Source organism: Vibrio sp. CB1-5 (genome assembly GCF_059412285.1).
On sequence record NZ_JBJHPB010000038.1, the window covers coordinates 12,752 to 31,746 of the forward strand.

Annotated in this window: 22 protein-coding genes; 8 read left to right on the forward strand and 14 right to left on the reverse strand. The window is 44.1% G+C overall.

The features are described from left to right. Nucleotides 1–26: 26 nt before the first annotated feature. The 3 genes from ACJB0T_RS20035 to rplY all read left to right on the forward strand — a co-directional run bounded on the left by ACJB0T_RS20035 (nt 27) and on the right by rplY (nt 2,474). On the forward strand, nt 27–683 hold the full coding sequence (locus tag ACJB0T_RS20035; RefSeq protein ID WP_446647597.1) for a response regulator transcription factor: 657 nt from the start codon (nt 27–29) through the stop codon (nt 681–683). After that, entirely contained in the window at nt 676–2,034 is a 1,359-nt protein-coding gene (locus ACJB0T_RS20040; protein ID WP_479290376.1) for an ATP-binding protein, read from the forward strand. Before ACJB0T_RS20035 ends, ACJB0T_RS20040 begins: the two co-directional genes overlap by 8 nt. A 161-nt stretch (nt 2,035–2,195) precedes the next feature. Beyond that, nucleotides 2,196–2,474 (forward strand): 50S ribosomal protein L25, encoded by a 279-nt coding sequence (gene rplY / locus ACJB0T_RS20045; protein ID WP_042498373.1) that lies wholly within the window; start codon nt 2,196–2,198, stop codon nt 2,472–2,474. Between the two features lie 586 nt (nt 2,475–3,060). Here rplY and ACJB0T_RS20050 read toward each other — a convergent pair. The 4 genes from ACJB0T_RS20050 to ACJB0T_RS20065 form a co-directional block, all read right to left on the reverse strand. Further along, the gene (locus tag ACJB0T_RS20050) at nt 3,061–3,477 is read right to left on the reverse strand and encodes a GFA family protein (RefSeq protein WP_353496306.1); all 417 of its coding nucleotides are present in this window, start codon (nt 3,475–3,477) and stop codon (nt 3,061–3,063) included. Between the two features lie 156 nt (nt 3,478–3,633). Then, nucleotides 3,634–3,939: an NIPSNAP family protein gene (locus ACJB0T_RS20055; protein ID WP_479290377.1), complete on the reverse strand. Its 306-nt coding sequence runs from the start codon at nt 3,937–3,939 to the stop codon at nt 3,634–3,636. A 157-nt stretch (nt 3,940–4,096) separates the two neighbouring features. Further along, the gene (locus ACJB0T_RS20060; RefSeq protein WP_479290378.1) at nt 4,097–4,522 is read right to left on the reverse strand and encodes a hypothetical protein; all 426 of its coding nucleotides are present in this window, start codon (nt 4,520–4,522) and stop codon (nt 4,097–4,099) included. A gap of 596 nt (nt 4,523–5,118) precedes the next feature. Continuing rightward, the gene (locus ACJB0T_RS20065; protein WP_479290416.1) at nt 5,119–5,484 is read right to left on the reverse strand and encodes a GFA family protein; all 366 of its coding nucleotides are present in this window, start codon (nt 5,482–5,484) and stop codon (nt 5,119–5,121) included. Between the two features lie 218 nt (nt 5,485–5,702). On the opposite strand from ACJB0T_RS20065, the gene ACJB0T_RS20070 reads away from it, so the two are divergent. From ACJB0T_RS20070 to ACJB0T_RS20080, 3 genes are all read left to right on the forward strand, one after another. Continuing rightward, a complete protein-coding gene (locus ACJB0T_RS20070; RefSeq protein WP_222306859.1) occupies nt 5,703–5,945 on the forward strand; it encodes a type II toxin-antitoxin system ParD family antitoxin in 243 nt (80 codons plus the stop codon). Further along, entirely contained in the window at nt 5,942–6,241 is a 300-nt protein-coding gene (locus ACJB0T_RS20075) for a type II toxin-antitoxin system RelE/ParE family toxin (protein WP_479290418.1), read from the forward strand. The genes ACJB0T_RS20070 and ACJB0T_RS20075 overlap by 4 nt, the downstream gene beginning before the upstream one ends. 217 nt (nt 6,242–6,458) lie before the next feature. Next, a complete protein-coding gene (locus tag ACJB0T_RS20080; RefSeq protein ID WP_479290419.1) occupies nt 6,459–7,424 on the forward strand; it encodes an integron integrase in 966 nt (321 codons plus the stop codon). A 52-nt stretch (nt 7,425–7,476) separates the two neighbouring features. On the opposite strand, the gene rplT is transcribed toward ACJB0T_RS20080, so the two are convergent. The 10 genes from rplT to ACJB0T_RS20130 all read right to left on the reverse strand — a co-directional run bounded on the left by rplT (nt 7,477) and on the right by ACJB0T_RS20130 (nt 17,098). Beyond that, nucleotides 7,477–7,830, reverse strand: coding sequence for a 50S ribosomal protein L20 (gene rplT, locus ACJB0T_RS20085; RefSeq protein ID WP_004401084.1), 354 nt, complete (start codon nt 7,828–7,830; stop codon nt 7,477–7,479). Nucleotides 7,831–7,871: 41 nt separating this feature from the next. Further along, the gene (gene rpmI / locus ACJB0T_RS20090) at nt 7,872–8,066 is read right to left on the reverse strand and encodes a 50S ribosomal protein L35 (RefSeq protein WP_019275792.1); all 195 of its coding nucleotides are present in this window, start codon (nt 8,064–8,066) and stop codon (nt 7,872–7,874) included. A gap of 104 nt (nt 8,067–8,170) precedes the next feature. Beyond that, nucleotides 8,171–8,722 carry a translation initiation factor IF-3 gene (gene infC / locus ACJB0T_RS20095; RefSeq protein ID WP_103879584.1) on the reverse strand — a complete coding sequence of 184 codons (552 nt, stop codon included), beginning with the start codon at nt 8,720–8,722 and terminating at the stop codon, nt 8,171–8,173. A 3-nt stretch (nt 8,723–8,725) separates the two neighbouring features. Then, nucleotides 8,726–10,651 carry a threonine--tRNA ligase gene (gene thrS / locus ACJB0T_RS20100; RefSeq protein WP_479290421.1) on the reverse strand — a complete coding sequence of 642 codons (1,926 nt, stop codon included), beginning with the start codon at nt 10,649–10,651 and terminating at the stop codon, nt 8,726–8,728. A gap of 188 nt (nt 10,652–10,839) precedes the next feature. After that, entirely contained in the window at nt 10,840–11,283 is a 444-nt protein-coding gene (locus ACJB0T_RS20105) for an ATP-binding protein (RefSeq protein WP_479290423.1), read from the reverse strand. Further along, a complete protein-coding gene (locus ACJB0T_RS20110; protein ID WP_479290425.1) occupies nt 11,276–12,481 on the reverse strand; it encodes a PP2C family protein-serine/threonine phosphatase in 1,206 nt (401 codons plus the stop codon). Before ACJB0T_RS20110 ends, ACJB0T_RS20105 begins: the two co-directional genes overlap by 8 nt. Nucleotides 12,482–12,629: 148 nt before the next feature. Then, the gene (locus tag ACJB0T_RS20115; RefSeq protein ID WP_479290427.1) at nt 12,630–13,127 is read right to left on the reverse strand and encodes a hypothetical protein; all 498 of its coding nucleotides are present in this window, start codon (nt 13,125–13,127) and stop codon (nt 12,630–12,632) included. 157 nt (nt 13,128–13,284) lie between these two features. Then, a complete protein-coding gene (locus ACJB0T_RS20120) occupies nt 13,285–14,454 on the reverse strand; it encodes a phosphoglycerate dehydrogenase (protein WP_479290429.1) in 1,170 nt (389 codons plus the stop codon). Between the two features lie 124 nt (nt 14,455–14,578). Further along, nucleotides 14,579–15,694, reverse strand: coding sequence for a phosphoserine transaminase (locus ACJB0T_RS20125; protein WP_479290431.1), 1,116 nt, complete (start codon nt 15,692–15,694; stop codon nt 14,579–14,581). Nucleotides 15,695–15,865: 171 nt separating this feature from the next. Further along, a complete protein-coding gene (locus ACJB0T_RS20130) occupies nt 15,866–17,098 on the reverse strand; it encodes a DUF819 family protein (RefSeq protein ID WP_479290433.1) in 1,233 nt (410 codons plus the stop codon). A gap of 564 nt (nt 17,099–17,662) precedes the next feature. On the opposite strand from ACJB0T_RS20130, the gene ACJB0T_RS20135 reads away from it, so the two are divergent. Both ACJB0T_RS20135 and ACJB0T_RS20140 read left to right on the forward strand, forming a co-directional pair. Then, on the forward strand, nt 17,663–17,851 hold the full coding sequence (locus tag ACJB0T_RS20135) for a hypothetical protein (protein ID WP_112461177.1): 189 nt from the start codon (nt 17,663–17,665) through the stop codon (nt 17,849–17,851). A gap of 188 nt (nt 17,852–18,039) precedes the next feature. Beyond that, the gene (locus ACJB0T_RS20140; RefSeq protein WP_479290435.1) at nt 18,040–18,777 is read left to right on the forward strand and encodes a GntR family transcriptional regulator; all 738 of its coding nucleotides are present in this window, start codon (nt 18,040–18,042) and stop codon (nt 18,775–18,777) included. Nucleotides 18,778–18,995 lie beyond the last annotated feature (218 nt).

Genomic DNA, 18,995 nt, shown 5'->3' on the forward strand with positions numbered 1-18,995 from the left:
GCAACTATAAATAAAAGAGAAAGATAATGAAGATTCTTGTTGTTGAAGATGAACCAAGATTGGGTGAACAGATCTTAGAGACTCTTGAAAGCGCAGGCTGGGTACCTGAGCTTGCTCAAGATGGTATTGATGCACTTTATCGCGCTACGTCTGAAGATTGGGATGCGATTGTTCTCGACCTAGGGCTTCCTAAAATCGATGGTCTAACAGTGTTAAAAGGTATTCGAGATGAAGGCATTAACACGCCAGTCGTAATCCTTAGCGCTCGTGACACACTCACACAGCGCGTTGAAGGCCTTAACGCAGGTGCAGACGACTACCTCACCAAACCCTTTGAAATGATTGAACTCATAGCCCGTATCCGTGCACAGCTTCGCCGCGCCTCCGGTAACGCCTCTCCATTGATGCAAATTGGCGATCTGAGCTTGGATACAAGAACGTCTAAAGTCATGTGGCAAGGCAGTGCAGTGAGTCTTACGGCACTTGAGTACAAAGTTGTCGCTTACTTTATGCACAATGCCGACAAAGTCATTTCCCGTACTGAACTGGTTGAGCACATTTACAAACAAGACTTTGACCGCGACTCCAACACGATTGAAGTATTCATCGGCCGAATCCGCAAAAAGATCGCTCCGAATGTCATAAGAACCGTTCGAGGACTAGGGTATCAGTTGAATGCCTAACCTTTCTAAAGAGAGACTGCGCAAAGGAGTCAAGAAGCTCAGTCTCAAAACACGCCTATTGCTCGCTGCGACGCTGTGGCTCTCCGCCATGACAATTGCCGCCGGCGTGTCGATTCCAGGATTAGTTCGAGATTACTTAATCAGTGATCTCAAAGTTCAACTTGGCCATGCCATGGATGAAATTGCCGCCAATCTAGAGGTCGACGACAAAGGTCAGCTTATTCTTTCGGCTCAACTTTCCGATCCTCGCTTCAATCAGCCATACAGTGGTCTCTACTGGCAAATTGAAACCAAACAAGGCATCCAGCGCTCCCGTTCGCTTTGGGATCAAACACTGCGCACTAAAGGTAAAGACAAACAGCCCCATTACTTTGGTGCTAAAGATGAAAAGCTCATCACGATAAAGCGCACTTTGTTTCTACCAGAGGTCAGTGACGGAGTCACCATTATTATCGGCCAAGATGAAGATCCTATTGATGACACGCTAGAATCACTCACCGGAGAACTTTGGCTTATTCTCGGTGTTATGGTCTTCGGTATATTAGCGCTCATCATTGGTCAGGTAAGCTGGTCTTTGCGTCCACTCGGTAAAATGCAACGTGAGTTACAAAGTCTAAGAGCGGCGGAACAGCACTCATTAGACGAGCAGTACCCTAAAGAGATCGCGCCGCTGGTTAAAGACCTCAATGCCCTACTGTTTCACTACCAGGAGCTTCTTGAACGAGCAAGGCATCATGCAGGCAACCTATCACACGCACTTAAAACGCCGCTATCTGTGCTCAAGAACGAGCTTGAAAGCTTATCTGCTGATGACCGTGCTAAGCTGGAGCCCCAAATCGCTCAAATCCAAGCGCAGATTGATTACCACTTAGGTCGTGCACGCATGGCTGGTGCGATGAACATCCTCGCAGTCAAATCTTCCCCTAGCGAGCGCGTCGATGCTATCTCACTCGCCTTTGACAAGGTCTTTGCCGAACGAGAGATTGCTCTTATTAACGAGCTCGATACCGATTTGGAAGTCGCTGTAGAAAAAGCCGACCTAGATGAGATGCTTGGCAATCTGCTAGAGAACGCTTACAAGTGGGGTAACAGCTTTATCCGAGTTCACTCCAATGATCTTGATGACTCGGAAGTAGAACTGATTATCGAAGATGACGGACCGGGCATTCCATTAGAACAATGCCGTGAGGTAACCAAGCGTGGTGTTCGCCTTGATGAAAGTACTCCTGGCACGGGTCTTGGTCTCAATATCGTCTCTGAAATGGCACACAGTTATCGTGGCCAATTGGAGCTTGGAGAGAGTAAAATGGGTGGATTGCGCGCAGTTCTTAAGCTAAAGGGCGAAAAATAGTAGAGATATAAGCAATTTGCTATTGCCGAGCCACAGTATGAATGTTAGTATCCGCGCTCGTTTTGAGAGTATCTTTACGATCACTTAAAACGATTTAAGTTTTGACTAGGTCGCTATGTCAAAACGTATTTGTTAATTTTACTATTTTGAGAGTAAAAACTATGAAATTCGAAGCAGTAGTACGTACTGAACTAGGTAAGGGTGCGAGCCGCCGCCTACGTCACGCTGGTCAATTCCCAGCAATCGTTTACGGTGGTGAAGCAGCACCTGTATCAGTTGCTCTAAACCACGATGACATCGTAAACCAAATGGACAAGCCAGAATTCTACGAAGGCATCACTCTAGTGGTTGCTGGCGAAGAAATTAAGGTTAAGCCACAAGACGTTCAACGTCACGCGTTCAAGCCAAAAGTTGAGCACATGGACTTCATCCGCATCTAATTCCCCTACCAAGGAATTAATCGGATTTAATCCAAACCTTATGCATAGAAAGATTCTCGGTCTTACCAACCAAGAATTTTAAAAAATTCGAAACCCCGATGCTACCAACATCGGGGTTTCACCTTTTCTAGTGTATTTGAAATCCGAAGAACAAATATAACCAATTGATTTAAATGATTTTAATACCAAAAGACAATATCCATACAGTTTATGGGTGTAGTTTGTGTGTAGCTTGTGTGTAGTTATACAGTATTTTGATTCTTCCAGTAAATCAGCTTCAAAGTAAAAACAGTAAACTCCTCAACCGAGATTTGTAAGGGCAAATATGTCATTGTGAAACTCCTACTTGAGAACTAAAGCGAGTCGAGATTCAGTCTTGATAACTTGCTCCACTCTTCAACAGTGATACGTTTTGGCTACACACCAAAACCTGAAAGGAGCGCTAATGAATATTAAGTTTTCATCTATCGCGTCACTGACCTTATCTTTAATAGCTTGCACTATCGAAGAACAACCGTAATCACTTAACTCAATTCAAACCAAGATCGCCGACTGTTAGCTGTCTGCTAGAGCAATTTGTTAGCTGCTAGCTCGGCTGCTTGAGAAAGACCTTTACATTATTTGGTATCTGATACCAATCCAATTTTTCACTAACCCAAACATGCGCTTGAGGTTCGAAAATATCAGTTGAAGATAGATCAATTGGTTTTAGCTTTAACTTAACTGTTTCCGGTGCATCTGGGTTGAAGTGATAAATTCTGTTTCCACAGCTTGGACAAAACATTGCGCAGTTTCGATTACCACTATCAGCTAAGCGCTCCCAGCTTCTCAGTTGACCCGAAAACTCTATTTTAGATACATCAACAACCGCAGTTATGCTAAATGGACTAGTAGATAGCTTTTGACACTCTGTACAGTGACAAGCAAAGACCATTAATGGTTTTTCATGTAATTCATAGGTAACTTGTCCGCACTGACATGCTCCTTGAAGTGGATAATCCATTAGTTCCTCCTTTGAACATTGATGGCAGCTAACGCCTTGTTAAGTAGCAGCTAACTACCACTACACCCAAACAAAGCCACCATAATCACTAAACTCAATCCAAACTAAAATCGCCGACTGTTAGCTGTCTGCTTGAATAATTTGTTATGTGCGTGGTTAGTCGAGCACAGGTCTGAAAAAGCTACGTTCATAGCTAATGATACAATTTGTATCTTCAGCAAATTGAAAAGCCGCAATACACTCTTTATCTCTAAATGAATCAATACGATATGTTTCGTAAGCTGCGAGACTTGGGAATGAAAACAAAGCTAAGGCAACATTATTAGCGCCTTCAGAAGGTAAGAAGTAACCGTGATGCTGCCCACCAAACTTCCCTACGAGTGGGATCCACATTTTCGCGTATTCTTCAAATTCACTAACCTTGGATGGATCAATGATATATCTTAGGTAACAAGTAACCATTTATTGAACTCCTTTCATCGTTTTTCCTATTAGCGCATAACGCCCAATTAAGGGGTGAACGACGCCTCCACCCAAACCTAAAGCATTGTGGTATAAACACTAAATTTGAAGTAGAAGCAAAAATGCCGAGCGTTGTGAATCCCTCTTAAATTGTTTGTTATATTCGTCTATTTTCGACTGCAATCGAGAGAAAGTATGCTTGAATGAAAGCAAGTAGCCCAATGACTAGTGGAACTATAAACGAGAACGAAAAGACAAAAATATAAATACCCGACATGAATAACTTGTCCAGAAAGCTATCACTATGGCTCCACCCTGCCTGATGTCCATCAGCAAACAAGCCCAATGCCCCAAAATAATATATAAGGTAAATCCCAAACGACTTGTGCCAAGAGTTTTGTTGTAAGTCTCGGATGGTATAAACAGATACAAAAATAGCTAAAACTACACCAAAAACCAGATATAAATAATCCACAGGGTATTGCGACGCCGTCTCCAAAAACTTACCTAACGAGATTAACCACACTATGGAAAAGCCAACAAAAAGCGTAAATAGCGTATTCTTAACTATCAATGTTTTCATACAATTTCCCTCCGGAAATGAGTATGCAACATGAATTCCAATGTTCGGAACCAAAAAGCAAGTTCAGCGAGACAGTTCAAATTTCAGCCGAAAGAATATAACGCCTTGCTAAGTTGCAGCTAACGAACACAGCACCCAAGCAAAGCCACGTAATCACTGAACTCAATCAAACCGAAATCGCCGAACGTTAGCTGTCGACTTGAGTAATTTGTTATGCCTCTTGGATTCGTATACTAAGCAAGTGCTATTTCTTAGTTTTTTTGCTCTCCAAGTACTCCTCGTACCTGCTAGAAATCCATTGATGAATATGAAGCCCAGTTTTACGAACAAGATAAAAATCGATAGCAGCTAGAATTGCTAAACCAATTACCGTTCCCATCAGAAACCCTCCATGACATCGTGTGTAGCTCTATCATACCGTCAATGACAACCTTTAAACCAAAGGTAGTACCTTTCTATAAGCCATACTCCCACTGATGCATAACGCCTTGTTAAGTGGCAGCTAACTAGCACCGAACCCAAACAAAGCCACCGTAATCACCAAACTCAATTCAAACCAAAATCGCCAACTGTTAGCTGTCTGCTTGAACAATTTGTTAGCGCACTGACCAACACACCGCCGTTTCTGCAAAAATGTCGTGAATCTCACTAGGAGAATAGCTACCATCCAATGTAGCAAGTGTTACTGATACTCTATTTGGATATCTCTGGCTATCAGACCACTCTATATTTGAGCCACACGTTCTACAGAATTTACGAGTAACATGTGCAGATGAACTGTATTCTGTAATTTCAGTCAGCTCTGAGATGTAACGCAGGTCATTTTTAGGGAGGGTCACATAAGTAGCGAATGCTGATCCATGTAGCTTTTGACACATCTTGCAGTGACAATGAGAAGCTCGAAAAGGCTCAGATAACAACTCATATTGAACCGCACCACATTGGCAGCTACCTTTAATCAAACTACATACCTCCTAGTTGTATGATTGTGCGCTAACGCCTTGCTAAGTTGCAGCTAACCGCCACGACACTCAAGCAAAGCCACCTTAATCACAAAACCCAACCAAACCAAAAATGCCCAACTGTTAGCTGTCGACTTGAGCAATTTGTTATGCACCACTTGCTAGCGATTCCGTTTAGTACCATAATTGGGTATTACTTGGTACTTAGGAGGTGCTACATGGCAAAAAACACAAGCGTTACTCTTGGTGAACACTTCGATGGTTTTATCACAAGTCAGGTACAAAGTGGCCGCTACGGTTCAGCAAGCGAAGTTATCCGCTCTGCTCTGAGACTACTCGAAACGCAAGAAACCAAAATGAACACTTTACGTCAACTACTTGTTGAAGGCGAAGAAAGCGGACTAGCAGACTACGACCTTGATTCATTTATCAACGAGTTAGACGGTGAAGAAAGAAAATGAAACCATTTCAACTAACCCAAAAGGCGAAGTCTGACCTAAAAGACATCGCCCTTTTCACTTCCCGTCGTTGGGGTCGCGAACAACGTAACATTTACATCAAGCAATTCGACGACTCATTCTGGTTGCTTGCAGAGAACCCTGACGTTGGTAAAGCTTGCAACGAAATTCGGGAAGGTTATCGAAAATTCCCTCAAGGCAGCCACGTAATCTTTTATCAACAAATTGGTAGTCAGAGCATTAGAGTCATAAGAATTCTACACAAAAGCATGGATGTAAACCCTATCTTTGGTGCATAACATATATTAGTCCGCACCATGCGCCTATAACTCCCCCACGCTACCGCCCCTGCCTCAGAACAGTAAAACACCAATCTAACATGAACATCCAATGCAATCAGCACCTTACGTTACTTCTTTATGTGACACCACTCACGATAAGCAACATTATGCTTATATAACTTCCAGCATACCCTAAAATCAAAGGCACTGTTCATTTATACATGCTTTATTTGTTATGAAATCACTTTACCTATTACACATCTCTGAATACATGTACACCAGGCAGTACGCGAAGCGAACGATTGAAGCGTATTTATATTGGATCAAGCGATTCATCATTTTCCATGGCATGAAACACCCAAGAGATATGGGCTCTGAGGAAGTCGAAGCTTACCTTACCTTTCTGGCGACAAAGCTAAACCTTGCTCCAAAGACACAGAAGCTCGCATTAAATGCTCTGCACTTCTTGTACAAAGAAATACAAAAAACACCTTTAGATAAGGAGCTGAAGTTTAAGCGTTCAGTCCAAGAGACCAAGCTGCCAGTAGTTTTAACTCAGCAAGAAGTATCGCAGCTAATGAAATGCACTAATCCTAATTTTTTGCTACCGATGCAACTTATGTATGGTTCCGGATTACGCGTAATGGAATGTGTTCGATTAAGAATCAACGATGTAGATTTCGATTATGGCGCCTTGCGCGTATGGCAAGGAAAAGGCGCTAAGAACAGAGTGGTCACCCTAGCCAACGAGTTGCGTGGCTCGCTAGAGGAGCAAATTAATCGGGCTAGAAGCTACTATCAGATGGACTATCGCACCCAAGGCTACGGTGGTGTCTATCTGCCACATGCTTTAACGAGAAAATATCCCAATGCACATCTTGATTTCGGTTGGCACTACTTATTTCCTTCGACCAAATTAAGTCAAGATCCACGAAGCAACTTACTTCGAAGACAGCACGTACACCCTTCGACTTTGCAAAGAGCTGTCAGAGCTTCGGCTAAAAAAGCGAACTTGAGGAAAACCGTCACATGTCATACTCTGCGTCATTCCTTCGCAACACACTTACTAGAAAGCGGAGCCGATATTCGCACTGTCCAAGAACAGCTCGGCCATACCGATGTGAAGACAACACAAATATACACGCATGTATTAAATAGAGGGGCAAACGGTGTAACCAGTCCACTATCCAGTATTCTGTAGGCACAAAAAAGGAGAGCTTACGCTCCCCTTTTACATAGACCTAAACTGCTAATTAAAGAGCAGCTTTCGCTTTTTCAACTAGAACTGCAAATGCAGCTTTGTCGAATACCGCGATGTCAGCAAGGATCTTACGGTCGATCTCGATAGATGCTTTCTTAAGACCGTTGATGAAACGGCTGTAAGATAGACCATTTTGACGAGATGCCGCGTTGATACGTGCAATCCACAGTTGACGGAATTGACGTTTCTTGTTGCGACGGTCACGGTAAGCGTATTGACCAGCTTTAGTAACTGCTTGGAAAGCTACGCGGTAAACACGTGAACGTGCACCGTAGTAACCTTTAGCTTGTTTTAGAACTTTCTTATGACGTGCACGAGCTTGTACACCACGTTTTACGCGAGGCATTATGTCTCTCCTAAACTAAACGATTGATAAACTAAAAAGAATTAAGCGTATGGCATCATACGAACAACTGCAGCCACTTCACACTTAGGAAGGATTGCATTTGGACGTAGCTGACGCTTGTTCTTAGTAGTACGCTTAGTCAGAATGTGACGTTTTGTAGCGTGCTTAAATTTAATACCACCAGCAGTTTTCTTAAAACGCTTAGCAGCACCTTTGTTGGTTTTCATCTTAGGCATGATGAATAACTCCGCATTGTTGAGTTGTTAAACAATAGTAATTAGGGCGAACAAAACCCAGCCATTTAAGAACGGCTAGGTTTTCTTACTTGTAAAGCCGTTAATTACTTCTTCTTAGGGGCCAATACCATGATCATTTGGCGGCCTTCGATCTTAGTCGGGAAAGATTCTACTACAGCTAAATCTACAGTATCTTCTTTCAGACGGTTAAGAACGTCGACACCAATATCTTGGTGAGCCATTTCGCGGCCACGGAAGCGAATTGTTACCTTCACTTTGTTGCCGTCTTCTAGGAAACGCGTCAGGTTGCGTAGTTTTACCTGATAGTCTCCAATATCAGTTCCAGGACGGAATTTTACTTCCTTAATCTGGATCTGCTTTTGCTTCTTCTTCTGCTCTTTCGCAGCTTTGCTCTTCTCGAAGAGGAACTTGCCATAGTCCATCACACGACAAACTGGTGGCTCGGCGTTAGGGCTGATCTCTACGAGATCCATACCAGCTTCTACAGCGGCATCTAGTGCTTCTTGAATCGATACGATACCGACAGGTTCACCATCTGCGCCAGTTAAACGAACTTCACGAACGCCACGAATTTCACCGTTTAAACGGTGCTGGTTTTGTTTGGCCGGTTGTTGGCCACGTCTTCCGCCTTTAATAGCTTATTCCTCCAGATTGAGCTTACGGCTTGAAACTTCGGCTTGGATGTATGCAATGAGGTCATCCACTTTAAATTTACCGAGGTCTTTACCTTTACGTGTACGTACTGCAATTTCGCCAGCTTCCATTTCTTGGTCACCACAAACAAGCATGTACGGGATACGCTTCAAAGTATGTTCGCGGATTTTAAAGCCAATCTTCTCATTTCTCAAGTCCGCTTTGGCTCTAATTCCACTTTTTTGCAGTTTTTGTGTTACTTCTTGAACATAATCCGACTGTTTGTCAGTGATATTCATAATAACAGCCTGTTCTGGCGACAACCACGTTGGGAAGAAGCCAGCGTATTCTTCGATAAGAATACCGATGAAACGCTCAAGAGAACCTAGGATTGCACGGTGAATCATGACAGGAACTTGACGTTCGTTGTTTTCATCCACGTAAGTTGCACCTAGACGACCCGGTAGGTTAAAGTCTAGCTGAACTGTACCACATTGCCATGCGCGATCTAGGCAGTCATATAGAGTGAATTCGATCTTAGGACCGTAGAACGCACCCTCGCCTTCTTGAATCTCGTATGGAATTTCCATCGCTTCAAGAGACTGCTTAAGTGCTTCTTCAGAGCGATCCCAGATTTCATCGCTACCAACACGCTTTTCAGGGCGAGTTGACAATTTTACTACAATGTTGTCAAAACCGAACGTGTTGTACGTATCGTACACCATCTTGATGCAAGATGTTACTTCATCTTGAATTTGGCTTTCAGTACAGAAGATGTGAGCATCATCCTGAGTAAAGCCACGTACACGCATAATGCCATGCAGTGCACCTGATGGTTCGTTACGGTGACATGAGCCAAACTCAGCCATACGTAGCGGTAGATCACGGTACGATTTTAGACCTTGGTTAAAGATCTGTACGTGACCTGGACAGTTCATCGGCTTAATAGCATATTCACGGTTCTCAGAAGAGGTTGTGAACATCGCGTCAGCGTATTTGTCCCAGTGACCAGAGCGTTCCCAAAGAACGCGGTCCATCATTAACGGACCTTTTACTTCTTGGTAGTCATATTCTGTCAGCTTTTCACGGATGAATACTTCTAGATCACGGAATACAGACCAACCATTGTGGTGCCAGAACACCATACCCGGTGCTTCTTGCTGCATGTGGAATAGATCCAACTGCTTACCAATTTTACGGTGGTCACGCTTTGCTGCTTCTTCTAGGCGAGTTAGGTGCGCCTTCAGTGCTTTCTTATCGTGGAACGCAGTGCCGTAGATGCGTTGAAGCATCTTGTTGTCACTGTTACCACGCCAATATGCGCCAGCAACGTTCAGCAGTTTAAAGTGCTGACAGAAGCTCATGTTTGGCACGTGAGGGCCACGACACATATCGATGTATTCTTCATGATGGTATAGGCCTGGACGGTCGTCTTTAGAAACGTTCTCGTCAAGGATTTCCATCTTGTATGTTTCGCCGCGACTTTCAAATGTGTCGCGCGCTTCCTGCCAGCTAACCTTTTTCTTGATAACTTGATACTTGGTTTTTGCTAGCTCTTTCATGCGCTTTTCGATTTTTTCCACGTCTTCCATAGTGAGAGACTGGTCTAAATCAACGTCATAGTAGAAACCGCTATCGATCGTTGGACCGATCGCCATTTTGACGTCTGGATAAAGCTGCTTAATCGCGTGACCAAGCAAGTGAGCACATGAGTGACGAACGATCTCAAGACCATCTTCGTCTTTTACTGTGATGATTTCTAAGCTCGCGTCATTTTCAATCAGATCGCACGCATCAACACGCTCACCATCTACACGACCAGCGATGGTTGCTTTCGCAAGACCAGGACCGATAGATAGAGCGACATCCATTGTGGATACTGGGTTATCAAATTGACGTTGGCTACCGTCAGGAAGAGTAATTACAGGCATATAAAGTCCTATTACAGTGGTCTTGCACACCAAGCAAGACATGCTTTATTGTCTGGCAATTGAATTGGTAATAATTGCCGCGTTTTCATATGAATGGTTGCGTTTTTTGATGCAAATACGGATGCACCATCCAAAGCAAGCGGCTATTTTAACCAATGCGCACAAAATAACAATCGTAATTTCATAAACTATGGCAGCGAGGGAAGAAGTTTGATAAGCCTAAAGCTGGTCACACCGTCGTTTTCACTAACAGAGACGTCATCCATCAACGCATTAAGAATGTAGAAACCGCGACCCGACGTTGCCCAGCTTAGCGGATCATCTAGATCGAACTCTTGAAGCGATGCACTGAGCATTTCATCCATCACATCAGATTCTAACGATAAACCTTCATGGTTGATCGTTATCTCTATTCGTTTTGCAGCAACACGGCAACCGACTTCAATCACTTTACCGTCTTCCTCTTGATACCCATGCTCGTAAACATTGTTTGCAAGCTCAACCACACACAGCTCAAGTTCATGAATTACAGGTGTTTGAATGCCTTGCTGCCCCCAAAAGTCCAACAACGCAGCAGCGATCTCTCTTGATGCGTCAGTCGATGATTCAAACGTCCTAAGAAATCTAGTCATAACCTTCCCCACTTCGACGCACGGCCAACAAACTGACATCATCGTCAAACTCTTGGCTTCCTATCATCGCTTTTACCCGCTCCATTACCAATGATGGCTTGTCCTGTATCACAGCTCCACGAGTAGAGGCAATCAAGGTTTCCAACGTCTCTTCTCCAAGCATTTCATCATCTACCTGCGCTTCAGTGATGCCATCGGTATAGAACCAAACTTCATCACCCTGCTCTAAGATAAGTGAAGTCGATTCATACGTTGCAAAGTCAAACATACCGATCACAAACCCACTTTCTCCTATCTTTTCACTAGAGTCAGTTGACGCGTTCACCTTAATTAATGGCGGATGACCAGCAAACGCAACATCTAGCTCACCGGTTTTTCTATCGAGCACCGCGTACACCATAGTGGCGTACAAACCATGGTTGTCATTGATGGTGTATGTTCGATTGAGGGATGCCAAAACGTCACACGCCTTTCTAACTTGACGTTTTCCTTGCCGATCAGTGTACATAGTCGCGGAATCGCCCTGTAAGGTATTCAAGGTATGGTGAATAGAGAAAGAAAGCAGTGCCGATGCCACACCATGCCCAGAAACATCAAAAATATAAAATGCGATAAAACGGTCATCAAACTCAATGCAGCCTAGCATGTCACCGCCAATAGCCGCTGATGGTTGGTGAACATAGGCAAGTTCAATATCAGAAAACGATCTTTTAATAGGCAGCAGCTTACCAATCAAATCACTCGCAACCATAAGATCGCTATTGATTTGTGCGTAGGCCAAATTGAGGGCATTGTTTTTCTCGATCAGCTGATTATGCAAATCAAGCGTTCGAAACCCCGCTTTAATCCGCGCATCAAGCTCATCTACCGGTGTATTTTTGGCAACGAAATCATCCGCTCCAGCGTTAATGCCAAGCGTTATCGACTTATGATCGTCTTGAGAGGAGAGTAATACGAAAAACAGATAGCGATTGTAGTCATTGGACTTCACTGACTGACAGAGCTCAACCCCGTCCATATTGGGCATCACCCAATCACTGAGCACAAACTGAATATGTTCATGTTTTGCAAGCAGTGATAGTGCTTCAATACCATCACATGCCACCATAATCTCATAGCCACGTTTTTCGAGTAGTAAACGCAGCCTCGCACGCATGACAGCATCGTCTTCGACTAGCAGAATCGAATACTTTCGCAAAGAAGAGAGAGTGCGGCTCGTTGAAATAACGCCACCTAAGTTTAAAGGACTGTTATTTCAAGAATAGTTGGCTCAAATAAAAAAACAACACCATGAGTAAGTCATGATGTTGTTACTATCCACTATGTTAGCTTGAGCTAAAGAAGTATTATGACTGCAGTGCCAAGAAATCTGGACGTTTAGTGCACAAAGAAACTGTACTCACGACATTGAGCCCTTCTAACTCACAAGCTTGAACACATAGTTCAATATTGCTATCACTAGCAACGACAACCACATTACGGCCAATTGAGCGCTCTAAAACTTGTTGTGCCGTTTCACAGTGTGATGCATTCACATCCATTGGCAGAGTACTTACCGCCGATTGACGAGACACACTCAAGTCGGCAATCGTGGCATCGCAGTACACATCCAAAAACGAGTAAGACTCACAAAACTCTCGTTTAATCGCAGCGAACATTTCAAGTTCCTGCAGCGAAGCTTGTGAAGAGAACACCACCACGCTATGAGCATTCATTGGCTCACCAACAACGGACACAGACGTAGGGAGAGAAAGCGCGCTGGTCATCATTGAAGTGCGAGATGCCTCCAATTGATCAGAAAAAGCAAAGCCAACGAGAGAAGAACCGATTTGATACGTTTGCATAGCAACACCTATTTGTTGAGTGTGCCATCCATAGAGTTATTTACATCCTTTGAAGCGAAAATAATAACAAAAATATATGATCAAATCCCTTATTATTAACACCCAGCGTCACACTAACGTCGCGCTGGGCGTCAAATTTACTTACAGTCGCGTGTGACTATAGTGCTCTCACATTAAACACATGCTCGACACCACTGATCGCCGATAGCAACTCGTCCGTCGGCTGATTCTCAATATCCAAAATAGTATAAGCCACTTCGTCACGACTCTTGTTAAGCATATCCAACACGTTGATATTAAGATCGGCCAATAGAGAGAGCACCGTACCCAGCACTTTAGGGACATTGTCGTTGGCAAATGTGATTCGGTAGCCCTCGGCACGCTCTAGGGTAATCTGAGGAAAGTTGACTGAGTTGGTAATGTTACCATTCTCCAAAAAATCAATGAGCTGCATTGCCCCCATCGCTGCGCAGTTTTCTTCCGCTTCTGCCGTTGAGGCACCGATATGCGGCATCAAAATGACCCCCTCTCGGCCTATCAAGGATGGCGTCGGAAAATCGGTCACGTACTGCCTTACCTGACCGTTTTCAAGTGCGGTAATGACCGCATCTGTATCGACAATCTCTTTACGAGCAAAATTCAGTAGCACTAGGCTAGGTTTGGCCGCAGCCAGTAACTCGCTGCTAATCAACCCGATAGTGGCGGGTAACGCAGGAACATGTACGGTGACAAAGTCACATTTGCTAATCAGTGATTGTAAATTCTCAGCACGTTGAATACGGCTCGATAAGCGCCACGCTGCTTCAACGCTCAACGCAGAATCAAACCCAATCACTTCCATGCCTAAATCAATCGCCGTATTCGCGACTGACGCGCCTATTGCACCTAGGCCAATAACACCAAGCGTCTTACCTTTGATCTCAGATCCAGAAAAGCGCTTTTTCTCTTTTTCTAACAGCTTGTCCATCGCCGCAGCATCAGACAGTTCAGTGAGAGATTGGGAGTACTGCATGCCGCCACAGACATCACGCGCAGAGAGCAACAAACCGGTTAATACTAACTCTTTAACAGCATTCGCATTAGCACCCGGTGTGTTAAATACCACAATGCCATTGTCGGTGCAGGCTTGAATAGGAATGTTATTCACCCCTGCCCCGCAGCGCGCAATGGCTTTAACACTCGGTGCAATCGGTTCATCATGCAGTTTTTGGCTTCTTAATAGAATCGCGTCTGGCGCACTAAACTCGCTCGAGACTTCGTACTTATCACGAGAAAACTTATCCAGTCCTTTGTTGGCAATCGCGTTGTAGGTCTTAATTTGTTTCATTATTGGTTCCACTTTAAGTTGAAAATCCTTTTCTACCCATCAGTGCACTTTACTCGTCCCAATGCTGGCGTTTTTATGTTGTGCCAGAGACAACAAAGCACCTGATAAGCAGGTGCTTTGTTTTTTATTTTGTGACTTCTGCGTAAGCCCAATCTAGCCAAGGCAGCAATGCTTCAATATCCGCAGCCTCGACCGTAGCACCCGCCCATATCCTTAAGCCGGCCGGTGCATCACGATACGCACCAATGTCATACGCGACTTGCTCTTCATCCAGTAGCTTAATCAGCGCTTTTACCTGATCTTCCGTTGCATCAAGTGTCAAACACACGCTTGTGTTAGAGCGCTGCTCTGGCTGTTTCGCCAAAAATTGAATCCAATCTCGTGATTCTACAAAGTTAGCCAAAACCGCTAGATTGGCTTGAGACTTCTCAATTGCCGCGTCTACACCGCCAATTCCATCAACCCAATCGAGCGCATCAATGTAATCCACCACACACAGCATGGAAGGCGTATTAATGGTGGCACCTTTGAAAATGCCCTCGATTAACTTGCCGCCTTTCGTCATGCGGAAGATCTTCGGTAGAGGCCATGAAGGCGTGTAGCTTTCAAGACGCTCTACCGCTTTGGGACTCAACACAATCACGCCGTGACCGCCCTCTCCTCCTAGCACTTTCTGCCAGCTGTAGGTCACCACATCGAGTTTTTCCCAAGGCATTGGCATTGCAAATACCGCTGACGTTGCATCACAAATCGTCAAACCTTCACGCTCATCACTAATCCAATCACCGTTCGGGACTTTTACGCCAGATGTAGTACCGTTCCAAGTAAACACAGTATCGTGGTTGGGATTAGCCAAAGATAGATCTGGCAGCTCACCGTAATCGGCCAGATAACTGTTCACATCATCTAACTTCAGCTGCTTAGTGATATCAGTTAACCAACCAGAACCAAATGATTCCCAGTGGAAAACATCGACTGGACGTGCACCTAGCATCGACCACATCACCATTTCCATCGCACCTGTATCAGAGCCGGCAACAATACCAACTCGGTAGTCATCAGGAATACCTAAAATTGATTTGGTTTTTGCGATAGATTCAGCCAACACCGCTTTACCTAATGATGAGCGGTGACTGCGACCTAGTGAGGCGGTATCTAAACTTGATAACTGATAACCAGGGCGCTTGCTGCAAGGCCCAGATGAAAAATTGGGATTAGCGGGTTTAATTTGCGGTTTCATTTGGCTTCCTGCCTGTAACTAATTGAATAACTATTCAACACCTTGTCTGAAAAACAGCCGAAACGCAAGCCCACAAAAGGGAAAACACGATGCTACTAATGGTTTTTTGCGCATAAAAAAGCAGCACCCAAAGGCACTGCTTTCTACCATTTAGTTGAAAGTGATTGTTGACTATCCGACAACACCCACAGCGGCCTGCATAATGATGCCGCAGATATATGCACCATAAGTACCGAGCGCATAGCCTAGTACAGCCATCAAGATACCCACTGGCGCAAGTGACGGGTGGAAAGCAGCTGCAACCACAGGCGCTGATGCTGCGCCACCGACGTTTGCTTGGCTACCAACTGCCATAAAGAACAGCGGCGCTTTAATCAGCTTCGCAACGCCAATCATTAGCAGTGCGTGAATCGTCAACCAAGTAATACCAATGAAGAAGTAACCTGGGTTATCAAGAATTGCTGTCACATCCATTTGCATACCAATGGTCGCAACAAGAATATAGATGAATGCCGAACCGATTTTTGATGCGCCAGCGTGCTCTAGAGTGCGCGCAGATTTAAACGTAGAAGCAATAAGTGCAAACGTAGTAACCAATACGATTAGCCAGAAGAAACCAGAAGTAAGACTGTATTTCTCAAGTTCTGGCGCATTGGTCGCAATCCAAGGCGCAATAATGTCCGCACCAAAGTGAGCCAAACCCGTTAGACCAAATGCGATCGCAACAACTTTCATCATATCCGTTGTTGTGATTGGACGAGAGTTCTCTTCCTCGTACTTCGCCACTGTCTCTTTAAGCTCATCAATGGATGTAGTGTCTGCTTTTAGCCACGCGTCCATTTTCTTCTGACGACCAGCCATAATCAGCAGGATTGCCATCCAAATGTTGGCACAGATAACGTCAACGGTGATCATTGCAGAGAACAACTGGTCACCCACACCAAATACTTCTTTCATCGCCGCTTGGTTAGCACCGCCACCAATCCAAGACCCTGCAACGGTAGTTAGGCCGCGCCATACATCACCAGAAACAAGATCAGGGTTGATGAAATCGAGAATAACGATCGCTGCTGGGCCGCCGATGATAATACCAAGCGTACCAGTCAGGAACATGATGATGGCTTTAGAGCCGAGGCCAAAAATCTTCTTCAGATCAGCAGAGACAATGAGTAGAACGAGTGCGCCAGGAAGAAGGTAGCGACTTGCAACGAAATACAAGTTAGACGCTGAGCCATCGATCAAACCAGCAGTATTGAGCAATGACGGTAGAAAGTAACACAGCAACAGGCCAGGGACGACGGAATAGAATTTTTTCCATAGAGGGTTACTGCTGCTTTCTGTAATAAAAACAACGCCTAAGATAACGGCTAGTAAACCCATAATGACTGCATCATTAGCGATCATGTCGATAAATCTCCTTAACTGATGTCTTCTTGAAACAATTAGACACATTTTCGTAGTTGGCCGAGACTATACCGACAACGCTCGCCCGTCACAAATTTTAACAATCTTTACGCAATAAGCATGAATAGTTAACCAGACATTAGGCTAAGCAATACTTTGCTCATAATGATAACTTGTGAAAAACATTGTTCAAAAAAACACCTCAGTTAGCTATTAACGTTTTATTTCATATAGTTAGTACAAACACCTGTGATTTTAACACCTTGATAACCCGCAAAATCAACCACAGCAAATAGATAACCAACCAAATGCACCTAACTGCATCACTTTTGTTAAAGCGGTCAATTTATGTGCCCTCACACAATCACAATTGTTTGATCTAAATCACATATCGTACTCAGGTTTTGCAACTTTTAAGTCAAACTTTATCCAATCCTACTTAGTAAAATCCCCTTCTCGTACTCTTCTAAGCACAAAAATCCCAAAGGTTGACTTCAAATACTGGATCTTTATACAGACACTACATATACTGTTTTTACATACAGCAATTCATGAGGTGTAGTTATGTTGCAAGAAAGACTAGAACGCATCAACGAGCTGCGTAAAAAAGCGATGGCCAATCCTGAATTCATGAAATCCGCACAAGCTCATGCTGAAGCATTAGAAACTCAATATCACCCAGCGCAGCCAAAACGTAGCAAAAAGCCCAAAACCTTATCCGATATTTACCAAGGCTACGATTTCGGCATCTAAAGCAAACTCTATTCGTTTCACAGAAGGAGGGAGAGCCCCCTCCCTCACTTAATCAAATCTCTTAGTACCCCTTCTCGTTACCAATATTGCTGCTCGTCTCACAAAACCTGGTCGTAGTGGCTATTTGTATACAAAGTGAAGTATTATTGTCTTAACAAGGAACGAAAACTGTAGAGTGCTGTAATCCAATGGGAAACCTGAAAAACTCAGTCAATAAAGGTGTCAAAACCAAAGTCGCAGGACAGACACAAGACGACGTGGTCTATTGTCATATTTTCGATGCTATCCTCGAGCAGCGATTGCCGCCCGCCACCAAGCTCAGTGAAGAAGCGTTGGCCGAAATCTTTGGCGTTAGCAGAACCATTATCCGCCGTGCCTTACTAAGACTCTCCATTGAGAAGGTTATTGACATCAAACCTAATCGAGGCGCGACCGTTTCAGCCCCTTCTGTAGAAGAGGCGAAACAGATATTCAAAGCGCGAGAAGTATTGGAAATCGCAATCATTGAACTAGCTGTAGAGAATGCAACCAAATTACAAATAGATGAATGTCGAAAGCTAGTAGAAGAAGAAAACCAAGCCTTTGCACAAGATGACTACGGTAAAGGACTTAGACTTTCCGGTGAGTTCCATATCAAACTCGCCGAGATGGCAGACAACGCTCCCCTATTGGCCTTCCAAAGAAGCATCGTATCCCAGTCTTCTCTGCTTATCGCCATGTATGAAACCGGCAACCACTCAAATTGCTCTCAGGATGAACATAGTGAGTTGCTCAACGCAATCGAGACTGGCGATAAGCAAAAAGCACTGTCTCTAATGGGCGAGCACCTAGAGCATATTCGCTCTAAGCTCAATTTAGATGACAGCACCGCTTCTAACGACCTGCATGTCGTGTTCTCAGATGTCTTGAAGAACAAAGCGAGCTAACTTACCCCCTAAAACTAAACTGTAATACCCAAAGTTATTTCGTCATCCTCAAAGTTAATTCGTCATCCTCACGCAAGTGAGGATCTACTAACGCACGTAGCACAGCTCTAAATATCTCCCTTCAAACCAACAACCTAGCCCCAATCTCCAATTTGACCTCGATCTCAACCCATTAGAAATGTTGCCAACTTGTAAATTAATAGTTGACCCCGCGGTCA